At 72.4% G+C, this 16,219-nt stretch carries 13 protein-coding genes; 10 read left to right on the forward strand and 3 right to left on the reverse strand.

All coding sequences use genetic code 11. The annotated features are described in order from the left end of the window. Nucleotide 1: 1 nt before the first annotated feature. On the reverse strand, nucleotides 2–1,456 hold the full coding sequence (locus ACZ6C1_RS08695; protein WP_469239125.1) for an MFS transporter: 1,455 nt from the start codon (nucleotides 1,454–1,456) through the stop codon (nucleotides 2–4). A gap of 263 nt (nucleotides 1,457–1,719) precedes the next feature. On the opposite strand from ACZ6C1_RS08695, the gene ACZ6C1_RS08700 reads away from it, so the two are divergent. The 9 genes from ACZ6C1_RS08700 (at nucleotide 1,720) to ACZ6C1_RS08740 (ending at nucleotide 11,592) form a co-directional block, all read left to right on the forward strand. Beyond that, the gene (locus ACZ6C1_RS08700; RefSeq protein ID WP_469239126.1) at nucleotides 1,720–3,546 is read left to right on the forward strand and encodes an IucA/IucC family protein; all 1,827 of its coding nucleotides are present in this window, start codon (nucleotides 1,720–1,722) and stop codon (nucleotides 3,544–3,546) included. After that, nucleotides 3,543–5,081, forward strand: coding sequence for a pyridoxal phosphate-dependent decarboxylase family protein (locus tag ACZ6C1_RS08705; RefSeq protein ID WP_469239127.1), 1,539 nt, complete (start codon nucleotides 3,543–3,545; stop codon nucleotides 5,079–5,081). The genes ACZ6C1_RS08700 and ACZ6C1_RS08705 overlap by 4 nt, the downstream gene beginning before the upstream one ends. After that, nucleotides 5,078–6,865, forward strand: coding sequence for an IucA/IucC family protein (locus tag ACZ6C1_RS08710; protein ID WP_469239128.1), 1,788 nt, complete (start codon nucleotides 5,078–5,080; stop codon nucleotides 6,863–6,865). The genes ACZ6C1_RS08705 and ACZ6C1_RS08710 overlap by 4 nt, the downstream gene beginning before the upstream one ends. Continuing rightward, nucleotides 6,862–7,446: a GNAT family N-acetyltransferase gene (locus ACZ6C1_RS08715; protein ID WP_469239129.1), complete on the forward strand. Its 585-nt coding sequence runs from the start codon at nucleotides 6,862–6,864 to the stop codon at nucleotides 7,444–7,446. Before ACZ6C1_RS08710 ends, ACZ6C1_RS08715 begins: the two co-directional genes overlap by 4 nt. Beyond that, nucleotides 7,443–8,768, forward strand: a complete 1,326-nt coding sequence (locus ACZ6C1_RS08720; RefSeq protein WP_469239130.1) for a lysine N(6)-hydroxylase/L-ornithine N(5)-oxygenase family protein — start codon at nucleotides 7,443–7,445, stop codon at nucleotides 8,766–8,768. Before ACZ6C1_RS08715 ends, ACZ6C1_RS08720 begins: the two co-directional genes overlap by 4 nt. 179 nt (nucleotides 8,769–8,947) lie before the next feature. Further along, nucleotides 8,948–9,610: a DUF6000 family protein gene (locus tag ACZ6C1_RS08725; RefSeq protein ID WP_469239132.1), complete on the forward strand. Its 663-nt coding sequence runs from the start codon at nucleotides 8,948–8,950 to the stop codon at nucleotides 9,608–9,610. After that, complete coding sequence (locus ACZ6C1_RS08730; protein ID WP_469239134.1) at nucleotides 9,607–10,008, forward strand: DUF5958 family protein; 402 nt, start codon at nucleotides 9,607–9,609, stop codon at nucleotides 10,006–10,008. The genes ACZ6C1_RS08725 and ACZ6C1_RS08730 overlap by 4 nt, the downstream gene beginning before the upstream one ends. Nucleotides 10,009–10,278: 270 nt before the next feature. After that, nucleotides 10,279–10,806 (forward strand): GNAT family N-acetyltransferase, encoded by a 528-nt coding sequence (locus tag ACZ6C1_RS08735; RefSeq protein ID WP_469239136.1) that lies wholly within the window; start codon nucleotides 10,279–10,281, stop codon nucleotides 10,804–10,806. A 135-nt stretch (nucleotides 10,807–10,941) separates the two neighbouring features. Beyond that, nucleotides 10,942–11,592, forward strand: coding sequence for a phosphoribosyltransferase (locus tag ACZ6C1_RS08740; protein WP_469239138.1), 651 nt, complete (start codon nucleotides 10,942–10,944; stop codon nucleotides 11,590–11,592). 6 nt (nucleotides 11,593–11,598) lie between these two features. Here ACZ6C1_RS08740 and ctaD read toward each other — a convergent pair whose 3' ends face one another. Next, nucleotides 11,599–13,341, reverse strand: coding sequence for an aa3-type cytochrome oxidase subunit I (ctaD, locus tag ACZ6C1_RS08745; protein WP_469239140.1), 1,743 nt, complete (start codon nucleotides 13,339–13,341; stop codon nucleotides 11,599–11,601). A gap of 283 nt (nucleotides 13,342–13,624) precedes the next feature. Here ctaD and ACZ6C1_RS08750 point away from each other — a divergent pair, with 283 nt between their 5' ends. Continuing rightward, a complete protein-coding gene (locus tag ACZ6C1_RS08750; RefSeq protein WP_469239142.1) occupies nucleotides 13,625–15,277 on the forward strand; it encodes an IclR family transcriptional regulator domain-containing protein in 1,653 nt (550 codons plus the stop codon). On the opposite strand, the gene ACZ6C1_RS08755 is transcribed toward ACZ6C1_RS08750, so the two are convergent. Continuing rightward, the gene (locus ACZ6C1_RS08755) at nucleotides 15,278–16,213 is read right to left on the reverse strand and encodes a glutaminase (RefSeq protein ID WP_469239144.1); all 936 of its coding nucleotides are present in this window, start codon (nucleotides 16,211–16,213) and stop codon (nucleotides 15,278–15,280) included. Between the last annotated feature and the right edge of the window lie 6 nt (nucleotides 16,214–16,219).

Below are 16,219 nucleotides of genomic sequence, written 5' to 3' on the forward strand. Positions count from 1 at the left end.
GTCAGGAGGGTTGAGCGATACGGGACCGGGGGCGCTTCGCGGTGTCGTCGACGGCCTCCGCCTCGGGTCTGAGCGTGCGTGCGGTCAGCACGCCGAGCAGGCAGACGAGTGCGGAGGCCAGGCACACGGCGGTGAACGCGCTGGAGAAGGCGGCACCGGCGAGCGGCCGGAGCGCGGGGTCGAGCAGCTCGAACCGTCCGGTCTCGACGGCTTCGCGCACCGGACCGGTGACCTCCCGGCCGGTACCGAGCCCGTCGCTGAGCCGGGCGGAGAAGACCGCTCCGAAGACGGCGACGCCGGTCGCCGTGCCGAGCGGATAACAGGCGTTGGTCAGCCCGGACGCCATGCCGGCCCGGTCGGCGGGCGCGGCGCCCACCGCGATGCCCATCAGCGGCGGGAAGATGACGGCGCCTCCGACTCCGAGGAGCGCCAGCGCGGCCACCGTGACCGCCTGGGCACCGCCCGCGCCGGCGGCGGCCAGGCCGATCAGTCCCAGTCCCTGTGCCGCGAAGCCGCCGGCGACCAGCAGGTCGGGCGGGAACACCCGCTGGAGCCGGGCGACGAAGAGCCCGGCCACCAGCAGACCGCCCGTCAGCGGCAGCAGGCGCAGCCCGACCTCCAGCGGGGAGTAGGCGTGGGTGCCCTGGAGCCAGAGTGTGACGAAGGCGAGTACGCCGAGGCTGGACAGCCGGGCGAGGAAGCCCAGGACGGCGGCTCCGGAGAAGGCCCGGATCCGCAGGAGGGTCATGTCGAGCAGCCCGTCACCACGGCGCTGGCTGGCGACGAGGGCGACGGCGAGGACGACACCGGCGGTGGCCGAGACCAGCACCTCCGGTGCCGCCCATCCGGCTTCGGGGCCGGTGACCAGCGGGTAGTGCAGCGCCAGGAGCGCCCCCACGCCGAGCGCGGCGCCCAGCGGGTCCAGCCGGCGCCGGGTGTCGCGCGGCGCCGCCGACTCGGGCATGCGGGTGAGGGCGCCGACCACCACGAGCACGCCGATGGGGACGTTGACCAGGAAGATCCAGCGCCAGCCGAGTACCTGGACGAAGAGACCTCCGAGGATGGGCCCGAGCGCCCCGGCCGCCGAGGCGATGGCGGCGAAGGCGGCTATCGCGGCCTGGCGGCGGACGCCTTCGTACACGGTGGCCATCAGGGCGAGGGTCGGCGCGAACACCATGGCCCCGCCGAGCCCTTGCGCGGCGCGGGCGGCGATGAGGGTGCCGGCGTCGGGTGCCAGGCCGCAGGCGGCCGACGCGAGGGTGAACAGGGCCATCCCGGTGGTGAACACGGCCCGGCGCCCTATGCGGTCGGAGAGGGCGCCCGCGGTGAGCAGCAGTGCGCCGAACGCCAGCGAGTAGGCCGACACCGTCCACTGGACCCTGCCGAGCCCCGCCTCCATGTCCCGGGCGATGTCGTACAGGGCGACGTTCACCACGGTCACGTCCACGGTCATCATCACACCACCGGCGCTGACCAGAGCGAACGTCCATCGCGGGGTGAATCGTGGAACGGGTGGGCGGGAAGGCACCGCTGATCACCTCCGGGGTAAGGGAGAGGGCCGGCCGGACCGACACTCCGACTGACGCGCAGTCAGTCACCAAGTGGGTTTTCACGACCGGAAGTTGACCTTGCTCATTAGGTAAGCCTAACCTAATCTGGCCTCGCTCGGACGTCCAGGCGTTCGAGCGCACCGATCCGGACAGACATCGGAGCCGCCTGATGCCCACCCCCACCGACCATCCCGTGCCCGCGCTGCCCGAAGTGACTCCCGCGGCATGGCGGGAGGCCAATCGACGCCTGCTCGCCAAAGCGATGGGTGAGTGGTGTTTCGAGGACATGCTCAAAGCGGTCGAGACCGGTGACGGCGACTACCGCGTCGACCTCGACTGCGGCACCACGTACGCGTTCCGTGCCACGCCCGGCGCCTTCGGCTGGCTCCGGGTGGATCCGGCGTCGATCACCCGGACCGCGACCAGCATGCTCGGCAACTCCCTCGCCCAACCCGCCTGGGACGCCCAGCAGTTCCTCATGGAAGCGGCATCGACGCTCGGCAGCGACCCGTCCACCATCGCCACGTACTTCACCGAACTGTCCGCCACCCTGGCCGTCGACGCCGCCCGCATCACCCACGGCGGTGAGACCGTGGCCGAGCTGCGCGCCCTGGACCACACCGAGCTGGAGTGCCGCATGACCGGGCACAACCTCCTCGTCGCCAACAAGGGCCGCATCGGCTTCTCCGCCACCGACGTACGCCGGTACGCGCCCGAGTCCGCGCAGTCGCTGAGACTCCAATGGGTGGCCGTGCACCGCGGCCTCGCCGAGTTCCGGGGCACCTCCGAGCTGTCCGAGAACGACATCCGGGCACGCGAGCTGGACGACGAGACCCGCGCCCGGTTCACCGGCGTCCTCCAGGAGGCCGGTGTCGACCCCGAGGGCTACGTCTGGATGCCGGTGCACCCCTGGCAGTGGGACCACGCCGTGCAGATCCTGCACGCCGCCGACGTGGCGCAGCGCCGCATCGTCCCGCTGGGCGAGAGCACCGACGCGTACCTGCCGGGCCAGTCCATCCGGACGATGGCCAACGTCACCACCCCCGAGCGGTACGACGTCAAACTGCCGCTGAAAATACTCAACACCCTGGTCTGGCGCGGGATCCCACCGCACTGCACCATGGGCGCGCCCGTCGTCACCCAGTGGCTGCGCGGGCTCGTGGAGCGCGACGCGTTCCTGACCGGGGAATGCCGCACGGTGTTCCTCGGCGAGGTCGCTTCGGTGACCGTCCGGCACCCCTACCTCACCACGCTGGAGGACACCCCCTACCAGCACCTGGAGACGCTCGGCTGCATCTGGCGCGACTCGGTCTCGGCACGCAAGGACCCCGGCGAGCGGGTGCGGACCTTCGCCTCGCTCCTCCACGTCGACAACAACGGGGACGCGTTCGTCGCCGAACTCGTCCGCGCCTCCGGGCTCGACCCGCAGGAGTGGCTGCGGCGCCTCTTCGACACCCTGCTCGTACCGATCATGCACGTGCTGTACCGGTACGGCGTCACCTTCAACCCGCACGGACAGAACACGCTGATCGGGTACGACGAGAACGACGTTCCGGCCCGCCTCTACCTGAAGGACTTCGTGGACGACGTGTGCGTGTCGTTCACCGACGTGCCCGAGCGGGGCCCGGAGCCCGACGGACACGACCACGTGCTGCCCCGCAAACACCCGTCGGTCATCAAGCAGCACGTCGTCGACCAGGTCTTCGTCGGTCACTTCCGCTACCTCGCGCCGCTGTGCGCCGAGCAGCTCGGCGTACCGGAGAAGACGTTCTGGCGCCTGGTCCGGCAGACGATCCTCGACTTCCAGCGGCGGTTCCCCGAGCTGTCGGAACGGTTCGCCGAGTACGACCTGCTCGCCCCCGAGATCCCCCGCTACGGACTGAACCGCGACCGGATCGTCGTCACCCGGTACACCGACCGCGCGCTGCGGCACGCGCTGTACCCGAACGGGACGCACCCCAACCCGCTGGCCGAGCACCGAGGAGACAGCGCGTGACACCGCTGACCGAGACACGACCCGCGCTGTCCCCCTTCCCCCCGGCCCTGCTCGCCGGGTCCCACGACGGGCTCGCCGAGGTCCTCGCCACCCTCACCGAGGTGGTCGACACCGCGTCGACCGCCCGCCGTCCGGACGGGCCCGTCCCGGCGGGCTCCCCCGCCGACGTCCTCGCCGCGGCCTCCCGGGCGCTGGGGCCCGCCGAACTCCCCGCCGAGGGGCTCGGCACCAAGGCCGCGCTCCAGCTCCTGACGACGGTGCTGGTCGAGCACGGCATCGACCTGTCCCACCCCCGGGCCGCCGCCCACCTCCAGCCCCCGTCGCTGGCGGTCGCGGTCGCGGCCGACGCCCTGGCGAGCGCCGGTAACGCCTCGCTGGACACCTACGACTCCGGTGCCTCCGCCCTCGCCGTCGAACGCTGGCTCATCGGCGCACTGATCCGCCTGGCCGGGCTCGGGGAGCGCGCCGACGGCGTCCTCACCCCCGGTGGGTCCCTGTCCAACCTGATGGGTCTGCTGCTCGCCCGGGACGCGGCCGCGCTGCGGCGGGGCGTCGACGCCCGCGAACAGGGGGTCACGGCGCTGCGGGGCCCGGTGGTGTTCTGCTCCGAGCTGGCCCACTTCTCCACCCACCGCGGCTGCGCGGCCCTCGGGCTGGGCGAGGCCGCCGTGCACCCCGTGCCGGTCGACGAGCAGCGCCGTATGCGGCCCGACGCGCTGGCCGCCGCCCTGGAGTCGCTCGGACCGGACAGCACGCCGATCGCGGTCGTCGCCACCGCCGGGACCACGGACTTCGGCTCCGTCGACCCGCTCCCGGAGATCGCCGGGATCGCCGCCGGGCACGGCATGTGGATGCACGTCGATGCCGCCTACGGGTTCGGCGCGCTGTTCTCCGAGCGGCTGGCCGGCCGCCTGGCGGGACTCGAGCTGGCCGACTCCGTCACGCTCGACCTCCACAAGATCGGCTGGCAGCCCGCCGCGACCAGTGTCCTGCTGGTCTCCGACACGAACGCGTTCACCTGCCTGGACCGGGAGGTCGCCTACCTCAACCCCGTCGACGACTCCGAGGCCGGGTACGACGGGCTCCTCGGCCGCAGCCTCCAGACCACCCGCCGCCCCGACGCGGTGAAGGCCGCCGCCACGCTGCTGGCCTACGGCCGCACCGGCATGGGCCGGATGGTCGACGCGTGCCACGACCTCGCCCGCCACGCCGAGCGGCGCGTCCTCGCCGAGCCCGAGCTGGAACTGGTCGCCCCCGCCGGGCTGACCACGGTGGTGTTCCGCTACCGCTCCGACGACCCGGAGGTCTCCGACGAGCTCAACGGGGCCCTGCGCCGACGGCTGCTGGAGTCCGGCACCGCCCTCATCGGGCGGACCGAGGCCACGACGGACGGCCCGGGCTCGCCCGAGCGGGTGTGCCTGAAGTTCACCCTGCTCAACCCCACCGCCACCACCGACGACATCGACGGCCTCGTGGACACCGTCCTCGCCGCCGGCCGCACCTGTGAACGACTCATCGAGGAGGGCGCCGCATGAGCACCACCACCACGGCGGCAACCACCACCCGCACGGACCCGCTGCACGCGCCGGACGCCCGCGGCGCCGCCGAGCACGCCCACATCGAGGCGCTGCTCAGGTGCTGGCTGCGGGAGACCGGCACGCCGGTCACGCCCGGCCCGCTCCGGGTCGAACTGCCCACCACCGGGCTCGCCCTCGTCACCGAGGTCACCCACTGCTCCCCCACCGGCTGGCACCGGTTCGCCCCCGCCCGCCTGGAGGGCCCCGGCGGCCCGCTCGGTCCGGCCGCCGACCCGGTGACGGCGGTCGCGCTGCTGTCCACCGAGGCGGCGGTACGCGGCGGCAACCGCCCCGGCGGGGTACCGGCCGGTGAGGTCGCCGACCTGGTGGAGCGCACCGCCGAGTCCGTACGCCGGGTCGCCACGTTCATCGCGGACCGGCGCGAACACCCACAGCCGCCGCCCGGCGTGGACGGCTTCCTCGACGCCGAACAGGCGTTGTTGCTGGGCCACTTGAACCACCCGGCGCCCAAGAGCCGTGACGGCATCTCGGACCACGAGGCCGCCGCGTTCTCGCCCGAACTGCGCGGCTCCTTCCGGCTGCACTGGTTCGCCGCCGACGAGTCGGTCGTCTCGCACGACGCCGTCGAGCAGGCGCCCTCCCTGGCGGGCCGGGACACCGTGGCCCTCCTGGCCGACCTGGCCGGACGGCGCCTGGACGACGGGCGGGTGCTGGTCCCCGCACACCCCTGGCAGGCGCGGGACCTGCTGCACCGCCCCCGCGTCAAGGCGCTGGTCGCCTCCGGGGCGCTCAAGCCGCTCGGTGAGCTGGGGCCGAAGTGGTGGCCCACGTCCAGCGTGCGGACCGTGTACCGGCCCGACGCCGACGTGATGCTGAAACTCTCCCTCGGGCTGCGGCTGACCAACTCCCGCCGCGAGTCGACCCGTACGGAGCTGCGCCGCGGACTGGAGATCAACCGGCTCCTCGACGCCGGATACGCGCGGAGCACCTTCCTGGCCCACCCGGGCTTCGCCATCACCCGTGACCCCGCCTGGCTCGCGGTGGACGAACCGGGCCGCCCGGAAGGACCCGACGTGACGGGTCTCGACGTCGCCGTGCGCGAGGTCCCGGACGGCATCGCCGACCTGCGCTGCCTGGTGGGGCTGGTCGCCCCGCGCCCCGGGCTCGGCCGCAGCGCGCTGGGCGAACTGGTCGCCGCACAAGGGCCCGGCGCGGCCGAGCAGTGGACGGCCGACTACACCGACCACGTCCTCGTGCCCATGCTGCACCTGTACGCCGCCACCGGCATCGGCCTGGAGGCCCACCAGCAGAACACCCTCGTCCGCCTCGACGCCCAGGGCCGCGTCACCGGCTCCACCTTCCGCGACAACCAGGGCTACTACCTGGCCACTTCGTACCTGCCCGGGCTGCTGGAGCGGCTCGGCACCGGCTCCTCCACGCTCGCCGTGGTCGACGACGCCCTCGTCGACGACCGCCTCTCGTACTACCTGCTGCGCAACCAGGCGCTGTCGGTGATCGGCTGCCTCGCCGTGGACGGGCTGGCGGACGAACGGGAGCTGCTCGCCGTGCTCGCCGGCCGGCTGCGGGCGGCACTGCCCGCGCTCGCCGGGGCCGGGCCGGACGGCGACCGGCTGGCGCGGCGATGGCTGGAGGCCGGCACCCTGCCGTGCAAGGGCAATCTGCTGACCCGGCTGCACGGCATCGACGAGGTCCTCGCCCCGCTGGACGCCCAGTCCGTCTACCTCGACGCCCCGAACCCGCTCCTGGAGGCCTCCGTATGACCTCGGCACAGCCGGCCGCACTCACCGTCCCGGGCCCCCCGCTGCCCTTACTGCCTGCCCCCTGGACGGCCCGGGTGGCGCGGGCCGAGGGCGCCGACCTGGACGTGGTGCACGCCTGGATGCAGTCGGCGCACATCGACGCCTTCTGGCACCAGGCGTGGCCGCGGACACGCTGGTACGAGGAGATCGCCGGGCACCTCGCGGGCGATGCGATCCTGCCGGTGCTCATCGACCTGGACGGCTCACCGTTCGCGTACGTCGAGGTGTACCGGGTGGTCCGGGACCGGCTCGCCGGCCACTACCCCGAGCTCCCGCACGACCTGGGCGTCCACATCGCCATCGGCGAGGTGGGCCGTACCGGGCAGGGCCTGGGCCGCTCCCTGTTGCGCGCCCTCGCGGAGGGCCTGCTGGCCGCCGATCCGCGGTGCACCCGGGTGGTCGCGGAGCCCGATGTGGCCAACGCGCCCTCGCTCAGGGCGTTCGAGGCGGCGGGCTTCCGCCCCGCCGGAAAGGTCACCTTCCCCGACAAGACCGCCGCGCTGCTGGTCCGCCCGCGCCGCGAGGAGGACATGCCCCGATGACCGGAACGATCCCCACCAGCGAGCACGACGTGGTGGCCATCGGCTGCGGCCCGTTCAACCTGGGCCTGGCCGCGCTGGCCTCGACCGTCGACGACGTCGACCTGGTCGTCCTGGAGGAGCGGCCCGACCTCACCTGGCACCGGGGGATGATGTTCGCCGACGCCTCGATGCAGGTGAACTTCCTCGCCGACCTCGTCACCCTCGTGGCCCCCTGGCACCCCCTGTCGTTCCTGGCGTACCTGCACGACATGGACCGGCTGTACACGTTCACCGTGCGGGAGAACTTCTTCCCCTCACGCCGCGAGTACGAGGACTACCTGCGCTGGGCGGCGGCGAGACTGCCGTCGGTGCGCTTCTCGCACCGGGCGGAGGAGGTGCGGTGGGACGCGGAGGACGAGCGCTTCACCGTGGACGCGGTACGCGGCGACGGCACACGGCTGCGGCTGCGCTCCCGTCACCTGGTGCTGGGCATCGGTACGGCTCCGTACGTCCCGGACGCCCTGGCGGGGCTGCCGGCGGACAAGCTGCTGCACACGTCCGAGTACCTCTACCGGGCGTCGGACGTGGCGGCCGCGCAGAAGGTCACGGTCGTCGGCTCGGGCCAGTCGGGAGCCGAGGTCGCGGTGGACCTGCTCGGACGGAACATCGAGGGCGGGCCGGCGGTGAGCTGGCTGACCCGCACCTCGTCGTTCGCCCCGCTCGACTACACCAGGATGAACCTCGAGCTGACGACCCCGGCGTACATGCGGTACTTCCACTCCCTGCCCGAGGAGGTGCGTGACCGCCTGGTGAAGGAGCAGTGGCAGTTCTACAAGGGCATCTCCACCGACACCCTGGACGAGATCCACGAGCTGCTCTACCGGCGCCAGTTGGAGCCCGGGCCGGCCGAGGTGGAGCTGCGCTTCGGCATCACGGTCGAGTCGGCGGCCGTCGACGCGGCCTCGGACCGCGCTGTGCTGACGTGCCGTCACCGCGACACGGGCGAGCTCTTCGAGCACACCACCGACCTGGTCGTGGCGGCGACGGGCTACCGCAACCGGACGCCCGACTTCCTGAAGCCGGTCGACGACCTGCTGCTGCGGGACGGCCGAGGTCGCCCACGGGTGCGGCTGGACCACTCGGTCGAGCTCGCCGACGGCGTCAGCGGGCGCGTCTTCGTGGCCAACGCCGAGATCCACAGCCACGGCGTCTCCGCCCCGAACCTGGACATCGGCGCGGTGCGCAACGCCACGATCCTCAACGCGGTCACCGGCCGGGAGACCTACCGCCTGCCGAAGCGCTCCGCGTTCACCCGCTTCGACGTGCCGAGGCGCGTGTCCTGAGCGCCGGAGCCCACGGAACCGGCTCCGGCGCTCGACCCATGATTCCGGTCCGCGGGCGGTTCGCGGGCGTGTCGTCCGGGGAGCGACCACGGGTCCCGTTCGGTCACCCGCCGTCACCCGGAACGCGGCCCTGGCAGCCGCCTGACGGACCGGACATCCCGGAGGCAAACCTGTGGCACATGCGTCTCGCCCTGGGCCAGGATGCGCCTGTGCGTGATATCCGGAGCGATCCCGAGTTGCAGCGTTTGGTTCGGCGGTTCGTCACGCCTGGTCGGCGATACCTCCGGTTGGGTGGGAGCCTTCAGCGGCTGAGTCCGGCCGAGCGCTCCGCGTTTGTGCGGGATCTGGCGCAGGCTGCCCACGAGATCACTCCCACGGAACTCGGCGTCCTCTTCGAAGGTGGCTGGCGCGAGCGCAAGACGGCCGCCTGGCTGGTCGCAGTGACCCGCAGAACCGAGTTCCGCGACCTCATCGGCCAGCTCCTGCTGGCCAGTCAGGGTCCGTACGCGGGCGTGGCGTACTGCGTCGCCCTTGCCAGGTTCGGCACCGCAGCGGATGCCGAGCTGCTCAGCGCCTACCTTGATCACTACTTGTCGCGTCCCGACCTGGACTACGACCAGGCCATCGCCCTGGGGACGCTCCTGTATCTCGATGACGTGCTCGGCTGCGAGTCCGCGTCGCGGTTCCTCGCCCCGGGCGGTCCCTGGGACCGGTGGCTCGAAGCCCGGGCCGTGGCGGCCCTCGACCCGCAGGACTGCCGACGGGCTGTCTGGCAGGCTTGCGCCTTCGCCGACGAGACCGCTGAGGCCTTCACCCCTCCGGACAGCGGGATCCGACCATGACCAAGCGAGACATCATCCTCAACGAACTCGCCCAAGGCCTGCGCCCGATGTCTCAGGGCGTCGAGTGGTTCGACACCCTCGGCCAGGAGGAGCAGTCCGAGGTACTCCTGTTCCTGCGCCATCACTGCGTACAGGCCCGCGCCGTCACCGAAGACGGACCGGAGAGCATCCGCCGTGCCGGGCTGCGTTCGACGCACACGCCTGCGGTTCTGATCACCCGCGGCCCGATCGATCAGCAACTGGGGAAGATCGCCGGCCTTACCCCCGTCGATGAACGCCGTAAGGCGTTCCGGCTGCTGGTCGCGGTGCTCGCGGTCGCGGACGAGCGGCGCCGCGACCGCTTCTGCTCCGGCGGATGCGGTCACTGGTGGCACCGGCTGCCCGCCGCCGGAAGATGACGACGCCTTTCGGGGAGGAACAGACCGCTGACGAGTGGTCCGGATCGGCGGCTCGCCGACGAGGAGGCCGGGCAAGGCGAAAACCGATGGGAGACGGCGTCCCGACCGACAGGCCCTCCTTGTAAGATCATCGATCAACCGGCTCCGACGAGGGAGGTTGATGAATATGGCCCGCCAGGCGCTTCATCAGCATGCCCACGTCCGGGTCGGCGTACGGCGACAGCCGGCGGGAACGCCACCCGGTCACCTCACCATGACCAGGAGTGTCGCGTGTCTGCTTTCCCCACCGGTTCCCCCACCGGTTCCTTCCCCATCGATCTGATCACCGACCGTCTCGTGCTGCGGACGTGGCCGGCCGGTGACCTCACCGCCGTGCTCGACGGCACCCGCCTCCCCCACTGGGCGGAGGACTTCCCCGCCGAGGGCGACCGCGTCATCGCCGGCTTCATCGGCGAGCGTCCCGGGAGCCTCGGCGTGTACGGCCAGCGCCTGATCATCGAGCGGGCCGGCGGCCTGGTCGTCGGCTCCATCGGCCTGTTCTGGCCGCCGAACGACGGTGTACTGGAGGTCGGTTACGGCGTCGTCGCCTCCCGGCGGGGCCGGGGCTACGCCTCGGAGGCCACCCGGGCGCTGGTGGCGCACGCCCTGACCGCTCCGGGCGTGCACACGGTGTGCGCGACGGTCGAGCCGGCGAACCGGGCGTCGGTCCGAGTCCTGGAGAAGGCGGGCCTGGAGCGCTGGAGCGAGGACGGGACGACGGCCCGCTTCCGCGTCAGGGCCGGCACTTCCAGGGCGTAATTCCGGCGGCCGGACCCCACGCCGGGACCGGACGTCCGCCTCCACGTACGGGTGTGTGCGCCGGTCGGGGGGCGGGGTACTCGGCGTGGGGGCCGGCCGGGGTCCCCGTGCACGTGACGGAAGCGAGGCAGCACGATGCGTTTCCAGGACCGCAGGGAGGCGGGCCGTGAACTGGCCGCCCGTCTTGTCGAGCGGCAGCGGCAGGGACGGCTGGACGACCCCGTCGTACTGGCGCTGCCGCGTGGGGGCGTGCCCGTGGCGGACGAGATCGCCGGGGCGCTGCACGCGCCGCTGGACGTCCTCGTCGTCCGCAAGATCGGCGCGCCCTACAACCCGGAGGTCGGGATCGGTGCGCTCGTCGGGGACCAGCCGCCGATCTACGACGAGCGGGCGCTCGCGGTGCTCGATCTCACGCCCGCGCGGCTGAGCGTCCGGGTCGAGGCGGAGCGGGCGGAGCTGCGCCGCCGGGAGGAGCTGTACCGTGGCGGCCGGCCGGCGCCGGTGCTCGGTGGGCGGACCGTCGTGGTCGTCGACGACGGTCTGGCGACGGGTGTGACCGCCCGGGCCGCGCTGCGTGCCGTGCGGGCCGCCGCCCCGGCTCATCTGCTGCTGGCCGTACCGGTGTGTTCCGGGCAGGCGGTCTCGGCCCTGCGCGGGGAGGCGGACGAGATCGTGTACCTGTACCAGCCGCCGCACTTCGAGGCCGTGGGGCAGTGGTACGACGACTTCGCCCAGCTCACCGACGACGAGGTGGTGCGGACGCTGAGCGCCGCGCACGGTGGCTGACGGCTCTCAGGCGTGGCCCTCGCCCCGCTCGTCGGGGCGGCCGGGCGGTGACGCGACGCCGCGGCCGGGTTCGACGACGTCCCGGCGGCCGCCGGTGTCCGCCTTCTGGAGGTCGGCGATGGCGGGGTGGTGCAGGTCGAAGGCGGGTGACTCGGAGCGGATGCGGGGCAGCGTCGTGAAGTTGTGGCGGGGCGGCGGGCAGGAGGTGGCCCACTCCAGGGAACGGCCGTAGCCCCATGGGTCGTCGACGTCGACGCGCTTGCCGTGCCGGGCGGTCTTCCAGACGTTGTAGAGGAACGGCAGGGTCGACAGGCCGAGCAGGAACGAGCCGAGTGACGACAGGGTGTTCAGGGCGGTGAATCCGTCGACGGCGAGGTAGTCGGCGTACCTGCGGGGCATGCCTTCGGCGCCCAGCCAGTGCTGGACGAGGAAGGTCAGGTGGAAGCCGACGAGCAGGGTCCAGAAGTGGATCTTCCCGAGGCGCTCGTCGAGCATGGTGCCGGTCATCTTGGGCCACCAGAAGTGGAATCCGGCGAACATCGCGAAGACGATGGTGCCGAAGAGTACGTAGTGGAAGTGGCCGACGACGAAGTACGAGTCGGTGACGTGGAAGTCCATCGGGGGCGAGGCCAGGATGACGCCGGTCAGGCCGCCGAAGAGGAAGGTGACGAGGAATCCGACGGCCCACAGCATCGGGGTCTCGAAGGTGAGGGAGCCTCTCCACAGCGTGCCGATCCAGTTGAAGAACTTCACACCGGTGGGCACGGCGATGAGAAAACTCAGGAGGGAGAAGAACGGCAGGAGCACCGCGCCGGTGGCGAACATGTGGTGCGCCCACACCACGACGGACAGGCCGGTGATGGCGATGGTGGCGCCGATCAGTCCGATGTAGCCGAACAGCGGCTTGCGGGAGAAGACGGGGAGGATTTCGGTCACCACTCCGAAGAACGGCAGCGCCAGGATGTACACCTCGGGGTGGCCGAAGAACCAGAAGAGGTGCTGCCACAGGAGGGCTCCGCCGTTGGCGCCGTCGAAGACGTGGGAGCCGAAGCGGCGGTCGGACTCCAGGCAGAGGAGCGCGGCGGCGAGCACCGGGAAGGCCAGCAGCACCAGAACGGAGGTGAGCAGGACGTTCCAGGTGAAGACGGGCATGCGGAACATCGTCATACCGGGTGCGCGCATACCGATGATGGTGGTGATGAAGTTGACCGCGCCGAGGATCGTGCCGAATCCGGAGAGCGCGAGCCCCATGATCCACATGTCGGCGCCGATGCTCGGGGTGCGTTCGAGCCGGTTGAGGGGCGCGTAGGCCGTCCAGCCGTAGTCGGCGCTTCCGTCGGGGGTCAGCAGGCCGGCGACGACGATGAGGCCGCCGAAGAGGAACAGCCAGTACGAGAACATGTTGAGCCGTGGGAAAGCCACGTCCGGGGAGCCGATCTGCAAGGGCATGACGGCGTTGGCGAAGCCCGCGAAGGTGGGCGTGGCGAACAGCAGCAGCATCACGGTGCCGTGCAGCGTGAACGCCTGGTTGTACTGCTCGGCGGAGATCAACTGGAGGCCCGGACGGGCGAGTTCGGCGCGCATCAGCATGGCGAGCGCGCCGGCGAAGAGGAAGAACGCGAACGACGTGACCAGGTAGAGGTGTCCGATCTTCTTGTGATCCGTCGTGGTCAGCCATTCGACCACGACGCGGCCGCGGCCGCGTCCCGCCACCGGTACCGGGGCGACCGGCTCCGTCGTTGTCACCATACGAATCCTCGTCATCGCACACGCACGGGCAGGACGCGCGGCAAAGTGCCCCCTTACCGCCCTCCGGAACGCTACGCAGTCACGCCCCGGCGCCGCCCGCTTTGCACCCGTACAGCGCTGCATACGTCACCCGTATTGGCCATTGCCGACCGGACTCCCCCCGACGGGTGGTTCGCACAGTGAAGTAACCTTCACACATGGGCGGGGTGAGTGCGCGCCGGTGCCGCACGCCGTCACGCCCGAGTTCCTCGCCGACCGACGGAGACCGACCGACGGAGACCCGATGCCTGCCCCCACTTCCGTGGACACGCCTCCCGAGGCCGTCGCCCCCCTGATGCGGGGCATCACCGTCCTGCGCGCGCTCACCGACGCCGCCGGGACGCTCAGCCCGAGCGAGCTGGAGCGGGCCACCGGCCTCGCCCGCGCCACCGTCGACCGGGTCACCGCCACGCTCGCGCGCATGGGGTACGTCCGCCTCGACGGCCGTGACGTCACCCTCGCCCCGCGCCTGATGGAGCTTGGCAACGCCTACCTGGCCGCGATCCGCCTCCCCGACCTGCTCGGCGCCCGCGCCGAGCACCTCGCCGACGAGCTGGACGAGTCGGTGTCCCTCGCGGTCCCCGACCGGGACGGCATCCGCTTCATCCACCAGGCGACCCGGCGCCGCGCCATGTCCCTCAGCTTCCGTATCGGCGACCTGCTGCCCGCCGAACGCACCGGCCCGGGGCCGCTGTTCGCCGCCCACTGGACGCAGCCGGAGTGGACGCGGTGGCACCGGCGCCGCACCGCCGACCCTGACGGCCGGGGCTTCCCCGCCGTACCGCCGCCGGCCCGGCCGTACGGCGAGGGGTTCGAGCGGCTGGCCGCCGAGGCGCGGGAGCGTGGCTGGGCGCTCGACGACCAGGGCATCGAGCCGGGCCTGGTCTCCCTCGCCGTACCGGTCCACGCGCCCGACGGGCGGGTGGCGTGCGCCGTGAGCGTGGTGAGCCACACCAGCCGCCACAGCGCGGCGTCGCTGCGGGACGCGGCGCTGCCCCGGCTGCGCGCGGCCGCCGACGACATGGAACGGGACCTGAGCGAGGCCCGGCCGCCCGCCCCGGCCGCCGCGCCCGACGGGCCGGCGGCCCGGACGGCCGCGTCCAAGCGGGAACTGGGCCGCGGCTTCATCGAGTCGCTGGCCCGGGGGCTCACCGTGCTGCCGGCGTTCGGCGAGGGGCGGGACGCCCTGACGCTCACCGCGGTCGCGGAGGCGACGGGCCTGGCCCGCGCCACCGCGCGGCGCGCACTGATCACATGGGAGCACCTCGGGTACGTCACGGCGCACGAGCGGACGTTCCGGCTCACCCCGCGCGTCCTGGACCTCGGGTATCCCCCGCTGTCCCGTGTCACCCTGTCGGCCATCGCGGCGCCCCACCTGGCGGCACTGGCCACGCGGGTGCACGACTCGGCGTCGCTGGCGGTGCTGGCGGGCAACGACATCCAGTACACCGCCCGCGTCGCGACCAGCCGCATCATGAGCGTCAACATCACCGTAGGGACGCGCTTCCCCGCCTACGCGACCTCGATGGGCCGGGTGATGCTGGCCGCGCTGTCACCGCGGGAGCGCGCCGAGCGGCTGGCCCGCACCGGGCTTCTCCCGCTCACCCCGCACACCGTCACCGACCCCGACCGGCTCGCCGGGATCCTGGAGTCGGTCGCGCGTTCCGGGTACGCCCTGGTCGACGAGGAACTGGAGGAGGGGCTGCGCTCCCTCGCCGTACCGGTCCGCGACCGCGCCGGAACGGTGGTCGCGGCGGTCAACGTCGCCATGCACCGTGTCCGCCGCACCGCCGCGCAGTGCGTGGACGAGCTGCTGCCGGAGCTGCGGTCGGCGGCCGACCGCATCGAGGCGGACCTGGCGGTCGCGGGCCGCTTCGCCCGGATCGCCGTGGGGTGATCAGAACACCGAGAGTCCGGTGAGCGTCGTGAAGCGGTCCAGGGCGGCCACTCCGGCCACCGAGTTGCCGCGCCGGTCCAGGCCCGGGCTCCATACGCACAGGGTGCAGCGGCCGGGGACGACGGCGATGATGCCGCCGCCGACGCCGCTCTTGCCGGGCAGGCCGACGCGGTAGGCGAAGTCGCCCGCCGCGTCGTACGTCCCGCACGTCAGCATCACCGCGTTGATCTGTTTGGCCTGGCTGCGGGTGAGCAGCGTGGAGCCGTCGGCCCGTATGCCGTGCCGGGCGAGGAAACCGGCGGCCAGGGCCAGGTCGGCGCAGGACGCCTCCACCGAGCACTGGCGGAAGTACTGGTCGAGCAGGGCGGGCACCGGGCTGGTGATGTTGCCGTACGAGGCCATGAAGTGGGCGAGGGCGGCGTTGCGATCGCCGTGGGCGGTCTCGGAGGCGGCGACCTTCTCGTCGAAGGCCAGGGCGGGGTTGCCGCTCTCGGCACGGAGGAAGTCCAGCAGGCTGCCGGAGGCGTCGCCGGTCAGGGCCTGGAGGCGGTCGGTGACGACGAGGGCGCCCGCGTTGATGAACGGGTTGCGGGGGATGCCGTTCTCGTACTCGAGCTGCACCAGCGAGTTGAACGGGTTGCCGGACGGCTCGCGCCCGACGCCCTCCCACAGCGCTTCGCCGTCCATCGCCAGGACGAGGGCGAGGGTGAAGACCTTGGTGATGGACTGGGCCGAGAACGGCTGCTGCCAGTCCCCCACCCCGTACACGGTGCCGTCCAGCTCGGCGACGGCCATGCCGAAGCGGTTGGGGTCGGCCTCGGCGAGCAGGGGGATGTAGTCGGCGGGGCGGCCGCGGCCGGGGGTGGCGGCGATGTCGGCGGCGATGCGGTCGAGCACGGGACGGAAGTCCGTGACGGGCTGGGAGGACGGCGGCACGGTCAC

It is taken from the genome of Streptomyces sp. NPDC041796 (assembly GCF_055590785.1).

Excerpts from the sequence above, each read along its gene's own strand:
- ACZ6C1_RS08695 (WP_469239125.1), bottom strand. The coding sequence starts at position 1,456 with ATGATGACCGTGGACGTGACCGTGGTGAACGTCGCCCTGTACGACATC.
- ACZ6C1_RS08700 (WP_469239126.1), top strand. The coding sequence starts at position 1,720 with ATGCCCACCCCCACCGACCATCCCGTGCCCGCGCTGCCCGAAGTGACT.
- ACZ6C1_RS08710 (WP_469239128.1), top strand. The coding sequence starts at position 5,078 with ATGAGCACCACCACCACGGCGGCAACCACCACCCGCACGGACCCGCTG.
- ACZ6C1_RS08715 (WP_469239129.1), top strand. The coding sequence starts at position 6,862 with ATGACCTCGGCACAGCCGGCCGCACTCACCGTCCCGGGCCCCCCGCTG.
- ACZ6C1_RS08720 (WP_469239130.1), top strand. The coding sequence starts at position 7,443 with ATGACCGGAACGATCCCCACCAGCGAGCACGACGTGGTGGCCATCGGC.
- ACZ6C1_RS08725 (WP_469239132.1), top strand. The coding sequence starts at position 8,948 with ATGCGTCTCGCCCTGGGCCAGGATGCGCCTGTGCGTGATATCCGGAGC.
- ACZ6C1_RS08730 (WP_469239134.1), top strand. The coding sequence starts at position 9,607 with ATGACCAAGCGAGACATCATCCTCAACGAACTCGCCCAAGGCCTGCGC.
- ACZ6C1_RS08740 (WP_469239138.1), top strand. The coding sequence starts at position 10,942 with ATGCGTTTCCAGGACCGCAGGGAGGCGGGCCGTGAACTGGCCGCCCGT.
- ctaD (WP_469239140.1), bottom strand. The coding sequence starts at position 13,341 with ATGGTGACAACGACGGAGCCGGTCGCCCCGGTACCGGTGGCGGGACGC.
- ACZ6C1_RS08750 (WP_469239142.1), top strand. The coding sequence starts at position 13,625 with ATGCCTGCCCCCACTTCCGTGGACACGCCTCCCGAGGCCGTCGCCCCC.